Below are 16783 nucleotides of genomic sequence, written 5' to 3' on the forward strand. Positions count from 1 at the left end.
CGCGATCATGCTGATGGAACATCACGGATTTTCTGGAACGCCGATCACGGTCGGGGGCGGGGCGCGCCTTAGCGTCCGCCGGGCCGAGGACTGCGCACGCTTCAGCCTGCGCATCTCGCCGGAGCACGCCAGCGCGGCGGCGAAGGCCTTCGGCTGCGAGCTGCCGTCGAAGATCGGAGACATGGCGGTGTCGGGCGCCAAGCTGGCGCTGTGCCTTTCCCCGGACGAGTGGCTGCTGCTGGCGCCGGCTGGGGAAGGCGAGGGCATCGTCGCGCGCTTCGCGGCGCTGTATGATGCAACGCCCCACAGCCTGGTCGATATCGGCCATCGCGAGACCGGCATCGAGGTCCAAGGGGTGGCGGCTATCACGGCGCTGAGCTCGGCTTGCGCGCTGGACTTGACCGAGATGGCCGATGGAACCGGCACGCGCACGATCCTCGACAAGGCGCAGGTCGTCCTGATCAGGAGAAGCGCGGAGAGCTTCCGGATAGAGGTGTGGCGCTCCTTTGCGTCGCATGTGTGGGGCCTGCTGGAAGCCGCCAGCCACGAAGTCGAACTCGGCCTTTAGGATACGGATCGGAGGAGAACCGACCATGCTTAATTTCAAGATGAGCGCTTCGCTCGGAGACGCCGAAGTTGCCGGGGCAATCGCCCGCGAGCTGGACCGCCAGCAGAATCAAATCGAGCTGATCGCTTCCGAAAACATCGTCTCGAACGATGTCCTGGTGGCGCAGGGCTCGGTGCTGACCAACAAATACGCCGAGGGATATCCCGGCCGCCGCTACTATGGCGGCTGCGAATTCGTCGACCAGATCGAGACCCTGGCGATCGAGCGGGCCAAGCAGCTGTTCGGCGCGGGTTTCGTCAACGTCCAGCCGCATTCGGGCGCGCAGGCCAACCAGGCGGTGTTCCTGGCGCTGCTCAATCCCGGCGACCGCGTCATGGGCATGTCGCTGGCGCATGGCGGCCACCTGACCCACGGCTCGCCCGTCACCATGTCGGGCAAGTGGTTCGACATCGTCAGCTACGAGGTGCGGCAGTCCGACCAGCAGATCGACTATGACGAACTGCGCGCCAAGGCCCTCGAGACCCGGCCCAAGCTGATCGTCGCCGGCGCATCGGCCTATCCGCGCGCGATCGACTTCGCCGCCTTCCGCCGCATCGCCGACGAGGTGGGGGCGTATCTGATGGTCGACATGGCCCACTATGCGGGCCTGGTCGCGGCCGGGCTCTATCCCGATCCGCTGCCGCATGCCCATGTCGTGACCACCACCACGCACAAGACCCTGCGTGGCCCGCGCGGCGGCATGATCCTGACCAATGACGAGGCGCTGGCCAAGAAGCTGAACTCGGCGGTGTTCCCGGGCAACCAGGGCGGCCCGCTGATGCATGTGATCGCGGCCAAGGCCGTGGCCTTCGGCGAGGCGCTGCGCCCCGAGTTCCGTGACTATGCGGCTTCGGTCGTGGGCAACGCCAAGGTGCTGTGCGACACGCTGGTGAAGGGCGGGCTCGACATCGTCTCCGGCGGCACCGACTGCCACATGGTGCTGGTGGACCTGCGGCCGAAGGGCGTGAAGGGCCGCGACGCCGAGCATGCGCTGGAGCGGGCCGGCCTGACCTGCAACAAGAACTCCATCCCCTTCGATCCCGAGAAGCCGGCGGTCACGTCGGGCGTGCGGCTGGGTACCTCGGCGGGCACGACGCGCGGCTTCGGCGAGGCCGAGTTCCGCCGCATCGGCGAGCTGATCCTGAAGGTGATCGACGCCTTGGCGAAGGCCGGGCCGGAAGGCGATGCGGCCGTGGAGCAGGCGGTGCTGGCGGAAGTGCGCGATCTCTGCAAGCGCTTCCCGATCTACGAGTAATCGGCCGAGAACCGAGGGGCGTCGCCCTCTCGGCGACCGTCTCTCCCTGAGGAAGCCGCGGTGGAGACCGCGGCTTTTTCTTTGCCCTGTCGCGAGTCTTCTTTCCTCGCGGAGGGCCTTCAGTGGCCGCCTTGACTTGCGTTCCGCCGGCAAGGGATGATCCCCCGTTCGCTGCCGGCTCTTTCGTGCGAGGGGAAGAGGTGACGCATGTCAGTACGGTAAACCAGTCAGGCCGGCGCTCACATGCGGCGATGTTGACGATCGACCGCCAGATAGATCGTCGCATTCTTCTGGAGGCGGAAAGCCTCGCCAGTGCGGGCTGGGAGGTGACGATTGTTGCCCCCTATGCGCGGCTTGAGCGATTCGGATATCCGGAAAGACAGCACCCTTTCAAGGTGCGTGGTGTGCCCCCCGCGCCGCAGCGGCTTGTCCGCAGCGTCTATCGCCTGTTGCGCGACACGCTGCCGATCGGCGAGCGTGGCATGAGAAAGCTGCGGGAGATTGGCTGGCGCTTCCTGTTCGATCAGGAGAAGTTTTACCGCGATCTATTTGCGCGCTCGCTCGATGGTCTCAGGCCAGACGTGTTCATTGCGCACGATCTGCCGACACTGCCCGCTGCGCACAAGGCAGCTCGTGAGGCGGGGGCCAGGCTGATCTACGACAGCCACGAACTCTATGTGGAGCAGGAGCTTTCGGAATTCGAAAAGCGCAGCTGGAGCGCTATCGAGCGGCGGTACATAGGGGATTGCGATGCAGTCGTGACGGTCAATCCCTCGATCGCGTCGGAACTGGCCAGACGCCACGCGCTGGAGCGCATCGAGGTCATCTACAATGCCGAGAGAAGGCGGCTTGCTTCCGGGCGAAGCCGGTATTTTCACGAGAAGTACGGCTTGCCGGAAAGCGCGCGAGTGCTGCTGATGCAGGGCGGTCTTGCGAACGGCCGCAATATCGAAACGCTCGTCGGTGCCATGGAACTCGTCGGAAATCCCGACATACATCTGGTCATCATGGGAGAGGGACCCTTGCGTGGCCGGCTTGACGCCATGGCGGCGCGCAGCCGCTCGGCCGAGCGGGTGCATCTGCACGAAGGGGGCAGGCAGGAAGAGCTGCTTGCCCACAGCCGCAGCAGATGCCGGGGTGATCCCCTATCAGGCGACTTGCCTGAACAACTATTACTGCACGCCCAACAAGCTGTTCGAGTTCATCGCGGCCGGGGTCGCCGTCCTGTCGAGCGACCTGCCGGAAATCCGGCGCATCGTCGATGGGCGGCAGATCGGTCTTCTAGCGGACCTCAGCCGGGAGGAGCTGGCAGCCGAGGCAATGGAAGCGGTGTTTTCCGATACTGCGCGCCTTGCGCGGTGGCGGGGCAATGCGGCAGCCGCGAGCGCCGAGGTGAACTGGGACGTCGAGGGCGCGAAGTTCGTGGCGATTGTCGAGCGCGTGGTTGCGGAACGAAGGCGACGTTTGGTCGCAAAGGCTTGACCTATATGTCAGCCAACGCGTCGCGGACTTTGCGGAGGGGGCAAATTTCCGGATCGCCGCCGGGGCTTCACCGAAGCGTGGCATAGATCGAAAGCAGCTTTTCGGCCTCGTTCGACCAGAGCAGGTGGTTCGATGCTTCTTTCGCCGTCTCGCGCAAGGCTGCCAGGCGCTGCGGATCGTCAAGGATGGCGAGGATGGCGCTTGCCGCCGTCTGCGGGGACAGCAGATCGACCAGAACGCCGAAAGCGTGTCTCTCCGTGATCGAGCGCAGGAAAGGCAGGTCGTTGGAAATGAAGGGCAGACCGGCGGCGGCGAATTCGAAGAGCTTGTTCGGGCTGCAATAGGTGTTGTTGAGATCGATCCCCCAATAGGGGATGACGCCGAGATCGGCGGAGCCGGTCAGACTTTGCAGTTGCTGCGGCTCGATACGGCCGAGAAAAACGACGCGTCCGTCGTCGGTGCCTTGGCCGGCGCTGATGCGGCGAAGATCGGCCTCGTGTGCGCCATAGCCGACCACGACAAGCGATGTCCCCCGCGGGAAGTGGGTTGCAGCTCGAACGAGCACGTCCACGCCGCGCTCGGGCGAGAGCCAGCCCTGATAGAGCACGATCCGCGTGCCGGGGGCGAGCCCGGCGAGGGGGCGGATGTCTTCGGGCGCCGCTTCGAGCCGGGGCGCTGCATTGGGAATGACGTGAGGTGCGGCGCAGCCATAGTCCCGCGCCATGATGCCGGCGATGAACTCATTGACGGTGATTGCCGCATCGACCTTGTGGATCAGTGCTGCTTCCCGCCGCTTGTAGCTGGTTTGCACGGCCGGCGGCAGCTGCGACTGGGCGTGATAGAGCTCGTGGGCATCGTAGACCAGCGGGCAGCCCAGGCGCCGCTTGACCTCGACGGCCACCGCAAGCAGCGGAAAATCGTGCACATGGAGCACGTCGAAGGACTTCGACAGGATCTTTTCCAGCACGAAGTGCTCGAAGCTGGAAATGCCTGTGGCGAGGCCAATGGCCTTGCCCACCGCCCTGCTCATGAATCCGGGTAGCTGACCCCGGATTCGCGAGATCGGCCCCAGCACGCGCCGCGCGCGGGTATCGCTCCAGTCATAGGCATGCCGGCTTATGCCGATGCCTTGCCAGTTGAACGCTTCTTCCTGCGGGCACTCGAATCCGGCGAGCAGCTCGACCTGATAGCCAGCTTCCCTTAGCGAAAGCGCCTCCTGCAGGATCCTGCGATCGATCATCAAATGATCGGTCGTGACCATCAGTACCCGGTTCGGTCGCTCTCGATCCCGAATGGGCCTTTCTCCTCTCAGACCGGTTGCTGTGCGGCTCCGGCGGCAGTTGAAGGCATCGAGGTGCCGGAGGCCAGATAGGTTCCCATGATGAGGAACATGATGAACAGCGTGTCCTGAATGTCGTGGCCGAGCACCTTGTTGGCCAGAGACCCGATGCCGTAGGTGGCGACGAGCACTATCAGCATCGCCGCACCTAGCCGGTTGACCGGATCGGCAGTGCTGCGAAGCGTACGCACGGCATTGAGTGTCGCGGCAAAGAAGATGCCCAGAAGCGAAAGAAGCCCGACAATTCCAGCCTCGACCATGGTGGTGAGATAACCATTGTGGAAGTGCGAATAGCTGATGTCGAGCCCGTGCTTTTCCCTGAAGCCAGCTTCGATCAGCTGATTGGTCGCGCCAAGACCGTAGCCGAGGATCGGGTTCTGGCGAATGAGCTCTACGGCCATTTCCAGCATGAAGAGGCGCGCGCCGAGCGACGTGCCGTAGTTCTGGTTCTGCGCAAGCTTGTTCCAATCCACGGCGAGTTGGTGCAACCGCCCGCCGATCATCTGGGAGGCGGCTGCGACGGCAATGATCATCCCGACCAATACCAAGAGCAATATTCGCGGAGTGAGGAACCGGCGAAGCTGGTGGCGGAAGATGAACAGGACGAGCAGGTTCACCGGAAGCGTGGTGAGCCAGAGAAAGCGCGTGCCCGAATAGAACAGGGCAAGCCATCCTGCCAGCACCGCGCCGGCGAGGGGCAAAGTGAGCTTGCTGTCCTGCTGCGAAAGCAGCCCGGCCAGGGAAGTCGAGCAGGCCAGGCTGATTGCAAAGGCAAAAACAATCGCGTTGCCCGCGCCGCCTGCGGCGCGCAGGCCAAGGAAGTGGAACTGCACGAAGGACACCGCAAGCGCGGTGTAGCACGCCACCATGCTGGCCAGCACGACGGAACGGGCGATCGTCGTCCGGTCGGAAATAGAAGCGATGGAATAAGAAAACGGGAACAGGAGCAGCGTGAACAGGCGCAGCATCTTGTCGATACCGCCATAGGTGGGGCTGTTCCACAGCGTGGAGACCACATTGGCCAGGCAGTAGACGAACAAGAGCAGCGTCATCACCAGCATGGCGTGATCGCGGCTCAGCTTCCTGCGCCCCGACAATATCTCGTACAGGCAGACAAGCGCGCCGCCGTGCCAGACCACGCTGACGGCCGAGCCCAGCGCCGGCACCGCCGAAAAACAGAAGAAGGCGAAGGCCCTGTTGAGCGACGGATAGCTGCGAAGGTCTTTCACGGAAGAACTGCTCCGATACCGGAATACGAATATGGTTGGAGAAGCTACCTGCAGCCGCCCCCAGCGCACGGACTTGGAACCAAGTGCCATGGGCTCGTCACCGGAGCAATCGATTTCGTCGGCCTAGCGTCCAACAAGGTGGGGAACAGGATTCCATCGAAGCGCCGTGCCGCGCATGTTCCGATCGGTGAGCGTCGCGAATTTGGTAGCGTTCTCCTTGAGAGGGCGCGCCATTGCGGGGAAAATCCGGGAACTTTCAGGGCGTTGCAGTCGCGGCGTCCAAGCACCCGTTTTCCATAGGCACCCCATGCTTGCCAGGCTGTCCCATCTCGACCGGCTCGAAGCCGAAGCCATTCATATTTTTCGCGAGGTGGCGGCGACATTCGCCAAGCCGGTGATGCTCTATTCGGTGGGCAAGGATTCGTCGGTGCTGCTTCATCTGGCCATGAAGGCCTTTTATCCCGCGAAGCCGCCCTTTCCCTTCCTGCACGTCGACACGACCTGGAAGTTTCGCGAGATGATCGAGTTTCGTGATGCGATGGCTGAGCGCCTGGGCTTCGACCTGCACGTGCATGTCAACGAGGATGGCGTGCGCGACGGCATCAACCCGTTCGACCATGGCTCCAACACGCACACCCATGTGATGAAGACGGTGGGCCTGCGCCAGGCGCTCGACAAACACGGCTTCGACGCTGCCTTCGGCGGCGCGCGGCGCGACGAGGAAAAATCGCGCGCCAAGGAGCGCATCTTCTCGTTCCGCAACGCCAGCCATGCCTGGGACCCGAAGAACCAGCGGCCGGAGATGTGGAAGATCTTCAACACGCGCGTGGCGCCGGGGGAATCGATCCGCGTCTTTCCGCTGTCGAACTGGACCGAGCTCGACATCTGGCAATACATCCTGCGCGAAGACATCCGCATCGTCCCGCTCTACTTCGCCAAGGAGCGCCCCGTCATCGAGCGTGATGGCATGCTCATCCTGCGCGATGACGACCGCATGAAGCTCAGGCCCGGCGAGGTGGTCGAGAACCGGCTTGTCAGGTTCCGCACGCTGGGCTGCTACCCGCTGACGGGCGCCATCGAATCCGATGCCGTCGACCTGCAGGGCATCGTCAGCGAGATGCTGATCGCACGCACCTCCGAACGCCAGGGCCGCCTGATCGATCGCGACGAGGCGGGCTCCATGGAAAAGAAGAAGCGCGAGGGATATTTCTGATCATGCGTCACATGCTTGCGGAAAACCTCGTTGCCGCCGAGGCGGTGGACGACTACCTAGCCGCGCAGGAGCAGAAGTCGCTCTTGCGTTTCCTCACCTGCGGCTCGGTCGACGACGGCAAGTCGACGCTGATCGGACGCCTGCTGTCGGACACCAAGCAGATATTCGAGGACCAACTGGCGACGCTGGAGCGGGATTCGCGCCGGCACGGCACGACGGGTGACGACATCGACTTCGCGCTGCTGGTCGACGGGCTCGAGGCGGAGCGCGAACAGGGCATCACCATCGACGTCGCCTATCGCTTCTTCTCCACGCCGAAGCGCAAGTTCATCGTGGCCGACACGCCGGGCCACGAACAGTACACGCGCAACATGGCGACGGGCGCCTCCACCGCCGACCTTGCGATCGTGCTCGTCGATGCGCGCCAGGGCGTGCTGCGGCAGACGCGCCGCCACTCCATCATCGCCTCGCTGCTGGGCATTCGCCACATAGTGCTGGCGGTCAACAAGATAGACCTCGTCGGCTTCGACCGCGCGGTGTTCGAGCAGATCGTTGCCGAATACATGGCCTTTTCGAAAGACCTCGGCTTTGCCTCGGTCGTCGCGATCCCGATGTCGGCACGGTTCGGCGACAATGTCAGCCGCCGCTCCGGGGAGACCGGCTGGTATGCCGGCCCGACGCTGATCGAGCATCTGGAGACGATCGACGTCGAGCAGGATGCGTGTCAAAAGCCGTTTCGCTTCCCGGTCCAGTATGTAAACCGGCCCAATCTCGATTTTCGCGGCTTTGCCGGGACGATCGCCTCGGGCTCGATCGCGCAGGGCGACGAGATCGTGGTCGCCAAGTCCGGCAAGGTTTCGCGCGTCAAGCGCATTGTCGTCTCGGGCGGTGACCTGGCGCAGGCTGTCGAGGGGCAGGCGGTAACGCTGGTGCTGGAGGACGAGGTCGAGGTGTCGCGCGGCAACCTGCTCGTTGCGACCACGGCGCGGCCGCATGTCGCCGACCAGTTCGCGGCCAATATCGTCTGGTTCGACGAGCAGGCCCTGCTGCCGGGTCGCTCCTACATCCTGCGCACCGAGACGGACCAGGCCAGCGCGACCGTAACCGAGCTGAAATACCGCCTAGACGTCAATGATTTCGGCCACGTGGCGGCGAAGTCGCTGGAGATGAACGAGGTCGGCGTTTGCACCATCTCCACGCAGCAGCCGGTGGCCTTCGACGCCTTTGCCGAGAACCGCGCCACCGGCGCCTTCATCCTGATCGACCGCCTGACCAATGCCACGGTCGGCGCTGGAATGATCAAGCACGCGCTGCGCCGCGCCGACAATATCCATTGGCAGTCGCTGGATGTGACCAAGGACGCACGCGCTGCCGCCAAGCAGCAGAAGCCGGCGGTGCTGTGGTTCACCGGCCTTTCCGGGTCGGGCAAGTCGACCATCGCCAATCTGCTCGAAAAGAAGCTGCATGCGAGCGGGCGCCACACCTATGTCCTCGATGGCGACAATGTGCGCCACGGATTGAACCGCGACCTCGGCTTCTCCGAGGCCGACCGGGTGGAGAACATCCGCCGCGTGGCGCAAGTGGCGCGGCTGATGGCCGATGCCGGCCTGATCGTGCTGGTGTCGTTCATCTCGCCCTTCCGCGCCGAGCGGCGCATGGCCCGCAAGCTTATGGGCGAAGGCGAGTTCATCGAGGTGTTCGTCGACACGCCATTCGAGGAATGCGCCAGCCGCGACCCCAAGGGGCTCTATGGGCGGGCGTTGTCGGGAGAGATTAAGAATTTCACCGGCCTCGACTCGCCCTATGAGACGCCGGAAAATCCGGAAATCCACCTTCAGACGCTCGGCAGGACGCCCGAAGAGATGGTAGATGTTCTCGAAGGCTGGTTACGTGAGCGCGACATTGCAGATCAACACTACGACGACGGCGGCGGCATCTGACGACGAGGCGATACTCTCGGTTTTCGAGAGGCTGGCGCTCGAGGCCGGGCAGGTCATCATGGACATCTTCCATTCGAAGGTGTCCGTAGAGCAGAAGGCGGACTCTTCGCCGGTGACGGAGGCCGACCGGGCGAGCGAAAAGCTCATTCTGGCGGGGCTGCGCGCGGCCTTTCCGAACATTCCCTGCGTGGCCGAGGAAGAGATTTCGGCCGGGGTAGGAACGCCGGAGCTTGGGCGCTGCTTCTTCCTGGTCGATCCGCTCGACGGTACTCGCGAATTCGTCAGCGGCCGCGCCGAATTTACCGTCAATATCGCGCTGATACGCGATGGCGCGCCGGAAATCGGCGTGGTCTATGCGCCGGGCAGCGGCCGGTTCTTCGCTGGCCATCCGGGCAAGGCGGAAGCGCTGACCCTCCGGCCGGATCAGACCATATCCGGCCGATATCCGATCTCGGTGAGGGAAGGGCGACCGCCCTTGACCGTAGTTGCCAGCCGGTCGCACCGCACGCCGGAAACCGACAATTATATCCGGCGCATCGAAGGGGCCGAGATCGTCTCCATTGGATCGTCGCTGAAATTCTGCCTGATCGCCGCAGGCGAGGCGGATGTTTATCCGCGCTTCGGCCGCACGATGGAATGGGACACGGCGGCGGGCGACGCGATCCTGAGAGCGGCAGGCGGCAGCACGACGACGGCGGGCGGCAAGCCGCTGGTCTATGGCAAGCGCAACCGGGCGGGTGAGGCGGATTTTGCCAACCCGTCCTTCGTGGCGATGGGGAATGTTTCCGGCGCGCCGGAGTTTTAGACGCTAGGGCAGACGCTAGCCTGCACCGGACTGCCGGCTGAGAGTCCGAGGCCTGGGTCCCCGGAACCTCCACACGTCGCTTCGCTCGTGCTCCGGCCCGAGGACGACGGAGAAAGGGCTAGCGAGCCCTCCATCGTTGCCGTTTGTTTTGGCGGACACTTACATCTCGTCGTCCTCGGGCCCCGAGGGCGAGCGCAGCGAGCGACGAGGGGTTCCGGGGACCCATGCCTCGACCTCTCATCCGGCAGTTCGGTGCGGATGAAGCGCATCAAACCAGAACAAAAAACCGCGCGTCGTTGTCCGGCGCGCGGTTCGTAAGAGCAGGGCCTAAGCCGGCGCCGACTCACTCGGCGGCCTGAGCCGTCCGGGCAGCTATAAAGTCGCTGATCGCGTCGATGATGCGGTCCTGGTCCTGATTGCTCAGATAGGGGTGCATCGGCAGGCACAGGATGCGCTCGGGCAGGGTTTCCGAAACCGGAAGGCCCTTCGGCGTGCGCGGGTAGTGGTTGTAGGCGACCTGCTGGTGCAGCGGCTTCACGTAGTAGATGACCGACGGGATGCCGAGCGACTGCAGGTGAGCCTTGAGCACGTCGCGATGGGGCGTCTCGATGGCGTACTGGGCCCAGGCCGAGCGGCGGCCTTCCGGCACATGCGCAACCTTGACGACGTTGTGCAGGCCATCGCGGTAGCGCTGCGCCACCTTCTGGCGGGCAACCATCTCGTCTTCGAGGATCGCCAGCTTCTCGATCAGGATCGCCGCCTGCAGTGTGTCGAGGCGCGAGTTCAGGCCGACATGGACGTTGTCGTACTGGGTCTCGCCCTTGCCGTGGAAGGCGAATGAGCGCAGGCGTGCGGCCAGTTCGTCGTCATTGGTGAACATGGCGCCGCCGTCGCCGTAGCAGCCGAGCGGCTTGGCCGGGTAGAAGCTGGTGGAACCCACTGTGCCGAAGGCGCCGCACAACTTGCCATCGGCCTTGCCGCCGATCGACTGGGCGGCATCCTCGATGACCATCAGGTTTTCGCGGGCGGCAATCTCGGCAATGGCATCGTAGTCGGCGGCGAGGCCGAACAGGTCGACCGGGATGATGGCCCGGGGCTTCAGCCGGCCCTCGGCCTTGATCATGGCGATCGCCGCTTCGAGGCTGTCGATATCAATGTTGTAGGTCTCGGGATCGATGTCGACGAAGACCGGCTCGGCCTTGGCCAGGGCGACCACTTCGGCCGTCGCGGCGAAGGTGAAGCTCGGCACGAAGACGGCGTCGCCCGGCCCGATGCCGGAAGCCAGAAGCGGCAGCAGCAGCGCATCGGTGCCGTTGGCACACGCGACGACATGCTTGACGCCGACATAGCCGGCCAATTGCTTTTCGAATTCGGCTACCTCGGGCCCGAGGATGTACTTGCCTTCGTTGACCACGCGGTCGATCGCCGCGGTCAGCTTGTCACGAATTCTTTCGCGCTGCGCGCCCAGATCGATGAACTGCATCTCTGCTCCAAAGCCAGTGTTTTCGCGGATATCAGCAGGGCTGATAGCAGAGTTGAACCGCGCCCGGAAGGTTTGCGGGCAGGCGCGGCCAGGTGTCGCGTTACCGCTGCCCGGGAGATTTTCCCGCGAAGCAGCCTGAAAAGCGCGATTCAAGCGGAATCAAGTGGGCCGCGCACGCAAGCCGTTGCGCACCGAAATATAAAGTGATCGGGAGCTGGCGACGGATGCCCTTTCGAGCCGCGTCAGGCGATCTCGTGCCGCCAGGGCGGATTTGCGCCCGCGCGAGAGACGGTGACCGCCGCAGCCTTTGCCCCCAGCGTCAGCGCCGCATGGATTTCGGCAGCCGAAAGCGCCTCGAGCCGGGTCTTGGCCAGCGCGCCCTGTTCGTGCAGCGAAGCGAGCAGGCCGGCGTTGAATGTGTCGCCCGCACCCACCGTGTCGACCACAGTTACCGGCTGCGAGGAGACGTGCACTGTGTGGCTTCTGGTGTAGGCCGTCGCGCCCGCCGCGCCCTTCGTCACGACGATCAGCTGGGGTCCGTTTGCCAGCCAGCCTTGCAGGAAATCTTCCTGGTCGCCCTCGTGGCCGAACCAGGAAAGATCCTCGTCCGACAGCTTGACGATATCGGCCATGGCCACCATGCGCAGGATGCGGGCGCGGTGCTTTTCATGGTCGGAAATGAAGCCGGGCCGGATGTTGGGGTCGAGCATGGTCACGCGGCGTACGTGTTCGCGCCGCATCAGCGCCTCGTAGGCCGAGCCCGAGGGCTCCGGGATAAGGCTGATGGCGCCGAACAGCATGGCGCCGATGTCCTCGTCGATCGCTGGCAGGTCGGCCTCGCTCAGCATGCGGCCGGCGGTGTTCTCGTCATAGAAGGTGTAGGTGGCGTGGCCGTCGTTGAGGCGCACGAAGGCGAGCGTGGTCGGTCGCGCCGAGACGCTGGCGTAGCGGGAGCCGACGTTGCTGGAGGCCAGCACCTCGCGGATCTGCTGGCCGAAGAGATCGGAGGACAGGCCGGAGAAGAATTCCACCGGCACGCCGAGTCGGCCGAGCGCGATGGCGGAGTTGAACACGGCGCCTCCGGCATAGGGGGCGAAGGCCGGTTCGCCCGTCGCGCTCTGGCGCGGCAGCATGTCGATCAGGGCTTCGCCGCAACACAGGATCATGCTTCTGGCTCTCCGTCGGTCAGCATCGCCAATACCGCTTAAGGCCCGGCCAGCCAGCCTGCAAGGCCGAAACGGCATTGCGCGAGACACAATGCGGTTGCCTTGTTTTCTCCTTGATGATCAGCATGCAGGAGCCGCTGATTTGGGAGACCATTGTGTTCGGCGGCACCGTCCGTTGCGAAAGGGATCAAACGCACTTTCGCATGGATCGATAAGCACGCCACGGCGTTCAACGCCGTTGTTCATGAATTTGCGAAGAAGGCTGACTGACAGATGACTAAGACGATCGCGACGCAACCTTTCGACGACCAGAAGCCTGGTACGTCGGGCCTGCGCAAGAAGGTGCCGGTGTTCCAGCAGCCGCACTATGTCGAGAACTTCGTCCAGTCGATCTTCGACGCGCTCGAGGGCTTCGAGGGCGAGACGCTGGTGCTTGGCGGCGACGGCCGTTATTACAATCGCGAGGTGATCCAGAAGGTCATTGCCATGGCGGCAGCCAATGGCTTCGGCCGGTTGATCGTGGGGCAGGAGGGTATCCTGTCGACGCCCGCCGCGTCGCACATCATTCGCAAATACAAGGCCTTCGGCGGCATCATCCTCTCGGCCAGCCACAATCCCGGTGGCCCTCAGGGCGATTTCGGCATCAAGTACAACGTCGGCAATGGCGGACCTGCACCGGAGAAGGTCACCGATGCGATCTACCAGCGCTCCAAGGCGATCACCCGCTACAAGATTGCCGATATCGCGGCGGTCGACATAGACACGGTAGCGACGCTTGACGTGGCCGGCATGACTGTCGATGTCATCGACCCTGTCGCCGACTATGCGCAGATGATGGAAGGCCTGTTCGACTTCGACGCGATCAGGAAGCTGTTCAAGTCGGGCTTCCGCATGCGCTTCGACGCCATGCATGCCGTGACCGGACCCTACGCCAAGGAAATCTTCGAGCACCGGCTCGGCGCGCCGGACCACACCGCGCGCAACTACCATCCGCTGCCGGACTTCGGCGGGCATCATCCCGACCCGAACCTGGTCAATGCAAAGCCTCTCTATGACGAGATGATGGGGCCGGATGCGCCCGATTTCGGCGCCGCTTCCGATGGCGACGGCGACCGCAACCTGATCATCGGGCGAGGCATCTTCATCACCCCTTCCGACTCGCTGGCGATGCTGGCGGCCAACGCCCATCTGGCACCGGGCTACAGCGACGGGCTGAAGGGCATTGCCCGCTCCATGCCCACCAGCGGCGCGGCCGACCGCGTTGCAGAGAAGTTGGGCATCGGAATGTACGAGACGCCAACCGGCTGGAAGTTCTTCGGCAATCTGCTGGACGCCGGCATGGTGACGATCTGCGGCGAGGAAAGCGCTGGCACCGGCTCAAACCATGTGCGCGAGAAGGACGGGCTGTGGGCAGTGCTGCTTTGGCTCAACATTCTCGCGGTGCGTGGCGAGAGCGTGAAGGAAATCGCCAGAAAGCACTGGGAGATCTATGGCCGGAACTACTATACCCGCCACGACTATGAGGAAGTCGACGCCACACGCGCCAACCGCATGATCGAGGAACTGCGCGCCAAGCTGCCGAGCCTTGCCGGCACGACGGTGCGCGGGATGAAGATCGAGAGGGCAGACGATTTCTCCTATCACGATCCCGTCGATGGCTCGGTGAGCGAGCATCAGGGCATCCGCATATTCTTCGAGGGCGGCGCACGGCTGGTGCTTCGCCTTTCCGGCACCGGGACTTCCGGTGCAACCGTGCGGCTCTATGTCGAGCGCTATGAGGTCGCCACGGGGCGCCATGACCTGGAGACGCAGGCCGCGCTGGCCGACCTGATCGCTGCCGCCGATGACATCGCCGGAATTCGTGCGCACACCGGCCGCGATAGACCGAGCGTCATCACCTGACCGACACGGAAAGGCCAAGGCGACGCGAGGCACCGCGTCGCCTCGGTTCGATAGTACGGCCGCTCTCAGATGCCGCCTGTCCGGACGATGGCTTCCCGAGTGATTACCACGCTCGGCAAATTCAAGCTGCCGAGCAGCTTCCAGACCGGCAACGCGCCAGTGTCATAGCGCACCTTGACCATGATCCGGGAGCCTTCTCCCGGGACCTCGCGCGTCTCGATGGAAAGCCGCGCGGGGTCTATGAACGGGTGGGTGAGGCCGTATGTCCGCATCAAGCTGGCGTGGTTGTTCCCGTCGATTGCCGAGCGAGCTGCCTCCGATGCGATCTGCTGAACCGAAATGCTGGCGCCGAAGTAGGTGCCGCAGGCGATCATCCCCACGGTAAACAGCATGAACAATGTCGTGAGCAGCAGGAAATCCAGCGCGGAAAATGCCGACTGATGCCGTGCAACGTTCATTCCAGGAACCCCGACCGTTTTTCTCGAAGCAAACGCAGAAGCCTCGAGCCCCACAGCAATAGTAACCCTTGATTGTGTAAAATGCGTTTATATGCACGTAAAAAGTGTATGTCGACGCGAGAAGAAGTTTCGCTCGGGGGATTCAGAGGCGGTTGAATTCGAATTTTCCGCTCGCTAGTGTTCGCACAGAACGGTGGCCGGCTGGCCGCCGGCTCGCTCAACGAAGCCGAGGGAGGAGACTTCGGCCTAGGGGCGCCAAGTGGCCTGGTCGTTCACTGAGGGGTGACGACAAGCTGGGAGAGAGAGACATGATGCTCAAGAACATCCTGAAGGCGACGGTCTTTACGGTGGGTGTATCGATGGCGAGCGGTATGCTGCTGACGCCATCCCTCGCCGACGTGATCTACAACCGCGGCAGCGCTGCGGAACCTGAATCGCTGGATCCCCACAAGACTTCGACCGTGTACGAAGCCCACGTGTTGCGCGACCTGTTCCAGGGGCTGGTCATGCAGGACGAGAAGTCGAACCTCATTCCGGGCGCCGCGGAAAGCTGGACCGTCTCGGATGACGGCACCGTCTACACCTTCAAGCTTCGCGAGAATGGCCTCTGGTCCGATGGCTCGCCGGTGACTGCCGAAGACTTCGTCTATGCCTTCCACCGCCTCGAAGATCCGGCAACCGCCGCCGAATACGCCTCGATGCTTTACCCGGTGGTCAATGCCGAGGAGGTCAACACCGGCAAGGCGAAGCCAGAGGAGATGGGCGTCAAGGCAATCGACGCAAGGACGTTCGAGGTCACGCTGAAGGCGCCGACGCCCTACTTCCTGGAAATGCTGACGCACCAGGCTGCCTATCCCGTCAACAAGGCTTCTATGGACAAGCTTGGCGCGGACTGGGTGAAGCCGGGCAAGCTGGTGTCGAACGGCGCCTACACGCTGGCCGAGTGGGTTCCCAACGATCACATCAAGCTGGTCAAGAATCCCAAATTCTGGGATGCAGACACCGTCAAGCTCGACGTCGTCAACTATATCACCACCGAGGATCGCTCTTCGGCGATGAAGCGTTTCGAGGCTGGCGAAATGGACAGCTACGACGATCTGCCGACTGAGCAATTGTCCGATCTCAGGGCCAAGTTCGGCGACCAGATCCACGTCGGGCCGTATCTCGGCACCTATTACTTCGCAATCAAGACCGATAAGGAGCCCTGGACCAACCCGGAACTGCGTAACGCGATCTCCATGGCGATCGATCGCGATTTCATTGCCGAGAAGGTCTGGCAGAATTCCATGCTGCCCGGCTATTCCATGGTGCCCCCGGGAATCGAGGGCTACACGTCGGCAGAAGCCTCCTTCGCGAATGAGACGCAGATCGACCGCGAGGACAAGGCCAAGGAGATCCTGACCAAGCTCGGCTACGGGCCTGACAAGCCGCTGAAGATGGAAATCCGCTACAACACGTCGGAGAACCACAAGAATACGGCCGTCGCTATCCAGGAGCAGCTCAAGCCGCTCGGCATCGAGGTGAGCCTGCTCAATACCGACACCAAGACGCACTACGGTTTCCTTGAGCAAAAGGGCGACTACGACCTGGCGCGTGCCGGCTGGATCGCGGACTACAAGGACCCCGAAACCTTCCTGGGCATCTCGCGCAAGGCGAGCGGCAACAACTACTCGAGCTACAACAGCCCGAAGTTCGAGGAAGCGATGGACAAGGCGGCCGCTGCCGGCGGCAAGCCGGAAGAGCGGATGAAGGAGCTTGCGGAGGCTGAACGCATCATGATCGATGAGGTCGGCAACATTCCGGTGCTCTACTACAGCTATCACAACATCGTTTCGTCGAAGCTTCACGGCTTCGAGGACAATGTGATGGATATCCATCCGTCGCGCTTCATCAGCAAGGAATAG

General features: G+C 63.3%; 13 protein-coding genes. 8 read left to right on the forward strand and 5 right to left on the reverse strand.

Annotated elements, in window-relative coordinates:
• The first annotated feature begins 7 nt into the window (after positions 1-7).
• From ABLE86_RS07155 to ABLE86_RS07165, 3 genes are all read left to right on the forward strand, one after another.
• Positions 8-568, forward strand: a complete 561-nt coding sequence (locus ABLE86_RS07155) for a sarcosine oxidase subunit gamma family protein (protein WP_348778235.1) — start codon at positions 8-10, stop codon at positions 566-568.
• A gap of 25 nt (positions 569-593) precedes the next feature.
• Positions 594-1862 (forward strand): serine hydroxymethyltransferase, encoded by a 1269-nt coding sequence (gene glyA, locus ABLE86_RS07160; protein ID WP_348778236.1) that lies wholly within the window; start codon positions 594-596, stop codon positions 1860-1862.
• A gap of 251 nt (positions 1863-2113) precedes the next feature.
• Positions 2114-3430, forward strand: a complete 1317-nt coding sequence (locus ABLE86_RS07165; RefSeq protein WP_348778237.1) for a glycosyltransferase — start codon at positions 2114-2116, stop codon at positions 3428-3430.
• Here the strand turns inward: ABLE86_RS07165 and ABLE86_RS07170 are convergent.
• Positions 3412-4584 (reverse strand): glycosyltransferase family 4 protein, encoded by a 1173-nt coding sequence (locus ABLE86_RS07170; protein ID WP_348778238.1) that lies wholly within the window; start codon positions 4582-4584, stop codon positions 3412-3414. The two genes, ABLE86_RS07165 and ABLE86_RS07170, sit on opposite strands and share 19 nt — an antisense overlap.
• A gap of 68 nt (positions 4585-4652) precedes the next feature.
• Positions 4653-5912: an O-antigen ligase family protein gene (locus tag ABLE86_RS07175; protein WP_348778239.1), complete on the reverse strand. Its 1260-nt coding sequence runs from the start codon at positions 5910-5912 to the stop codon at positions 4653-4655.
• Between the two features lie 307 nt (positions 5913-6219).
• Here ABLE86_RS07175 and cysD point away from each other — a divergent pair, with 307 nt between their 5' ends.
• Genes cysD through cysQ form a run of 3 tightly spaced genes read left to right on the forward strand, consistent with a single transcriptional unit; the run spans position 6220 to position 9870 of the window.
• The gene (gene cysD, locus ABLE86_RS07180; protein WP_348778240.1) at positions 6220-7125 is read left to right on the forward strand and encodes a sulfate adenylyltransferase subunit CysD; all 906 of its coding nucleotides are present in this window, start codon (positions 6220-6222) and stop codon (positions 7123-7125) included.
• Positions 7126-7127: 2 nt separating this feature from the next.
• Positions 7128-9065: a sulfate adenylyltransferase subunit CysN gene (gene cysN, locus ABLE86_RS07185; protein WP_348778241.1), complete on the forward strand. Its 1938-nt coding sequence runs from the start codon at positions 7128-7130 to the stop codon at positions 9063-9065.
• Positions 9066-9075: 10 nt separating this feature from the next.
• On the forward strand, positions 9076-9870 hold the full coding sequence (cysQ, locus tag ABLE86_RS07190) for a 3'(2'),5'-bisphosphate nucleotidase CysQ (protein ID WP_348778591.1): 795 nt from the start codon (positions 9076-9078) through the stop codon (positions 9868-9870).
• Between the two features lie 343 nt (positions 9871-10213).
• Here cysQ and ABLE86_RS07195 read toward each other — a convergent pair whose 3' ends face one another.
• Complete coding sequence (locus tag ABLE86_RS07195) at positions 10214-11353, reverse strand: DegT/DnrJ/EryC1/StrS aminotransferase family protein (RefSeq protein ID WP_348778242.1); 1140 nt, start codon at positions 11351-11353, stop codon at positions 10214-10216.
• Between the two features lie 242 nt (positions 11354-11595).
• A complete protein-coding gene (locus tag ABLE86_RS07200; RefSeq protein ID WP_348778243.1) occupies positions 11596-12519 on the reverse strand; it encodes a carbohydrate kinase in 924 nt (307 codons plus the stop codon).
• Between the two features lie 273 nt (positions 12520-12792).
• Here ABLE86_RS07200 and ABLE86_RS07205 point away from each other — a divergent pair, with 273 nt between their 5' ends.
• Entirely contained in the window at positions 12793-14421 is a 1629-nt protein-coding gene (locus ABLE86_RS07205) for an alpha-D-glucose phosphate-specific phosphoglucomutase (RefSeq protein ID WP_348778244.1), read from the forward strand.
• Between the two features lie 65 nt (positions 14422-14486).
• Here the strand turns inward: ABLE86_RS07205 and ABLE86_RS07210 are convergent, their stop codons facing one another.
• A complete protein-coding gene (locus tag ABLE86_RS07210) occupies positions 14487-14879 on the reverse strand; it encodes a TadE/TadG family type IV pilus assembly protein (protein ID WP_348778245.1) in 393 nt (130 codons plus the stop codon).
• 311 nt (positions 14880-15190) lie between these two features.
• Here ABLE86_RS07210 and ABLE86_RS07215 point away from each other — a divergent pair, with 311 nt between their 5' ends.
• Positions 15191-16783, forward strand: a complete 1593-nt coding sequence (locus tag ABLE86_RS07215) for a peptide ABC transporter substrate-binding protein (protein ID WP_348778592.1) — start codon at positions 15191-15193, stop codon at positions 16781-16783.

Origin of the sequence: Mesorhizobium sp. KR2-14 (genome assembly GCF_040049255.1) — a bacterium.
Taxonomy (GTDB): domain Bacteria; phylum Pseudomonadota; class Alphaproteobacteria; order Rhizobiales; family Rhizobiaceae; genus Pseudaminobacter.

What these genes read in the sequence shown, in the direction of transcription:
- cysD (WP_348778240.1), top strand. Translation starts at nt 6,220, where the DNA reads ATGCTTGCCAGGCTGTCCCATCTCGACCGGCTCGAAGCCGAAGCCATT.
- glyA (WP_348778236.1), top strand. Translation starts at nt 594, where the DNA reads ATGCTTAATTTCAAGATGAGCGCTTCGCTCGGAGACGCCGAAGTTGCC.
- ABLE86_RS07200 (WP_348778243.1), bottom strand. Translation starts at nt 12,519, where the DNA reads ATGATCCTGTGTTGCGGCGAAGCCCTGATCGACATGCTGCCGCGCCAG.
- ABLE86_RS07170 (WP_348778238.1), bottom strand. Translation starts at nt 4,584, where the DNA reads ATGATCGATCGCAGGATCCTGCAGGAGGCGCTTTCGCTAAGGGAAGCT.
- cysN (WP_348778241.1), top strand. Translation starts at nt 7,128, where the DNA reads ATGCGTCACATGCTTGCGGAAAACCTCGTTGCCGCCGAGGCGGTGGAC.
- ABLE86_RS07205 (WP_348778244.1), top strand. Translation starts at nt 12,793, where the DNA reads ATGACTAAGACGATCGCGACGCAACCTTTCGACGACCAGAAGCCTGGT.
- ABLE86_RS07210 (WP_348778245.1), bottom strand. Translation starts at nt 14,879, where the DNA reads ATGAACGTTGCACGGCATCAGTCGGCATTTTCCGCGCTGGATTTCCTG.
- ABLE86_RS07155 (WP_348778235.1), top strand. Translation starts at nt 8, where the DNA reads ATGCTGATGGAACATCACGGATTTTCTGGAACGCCGATCACGGTCGGG.
- ABLE86_RS07165 (WP_348778237.1), top strand. Translation starts at nt 2,114, where the DNA reads ATGTTGACGATCGACCGCCAGATAGATCGTCGCATTCTTCTGGAGGCG.
- ABLE86_RS07215 (WP_348778592.1), top strand. Translation starts at nt 15,191, where the DNA reads ATGCTCAAGAACATCCTGAAGGCGACGGTCTTTACGGTGGGTGTATCG.
- ABLE86_RS07195 (WP_348778242.1), bottom strand. Translation starts at nt 11,353, where the DNA reads ATGCAGTTCATCGATCTGGGCGCGCAGCGCGAAAGAATTCGTGACAAG.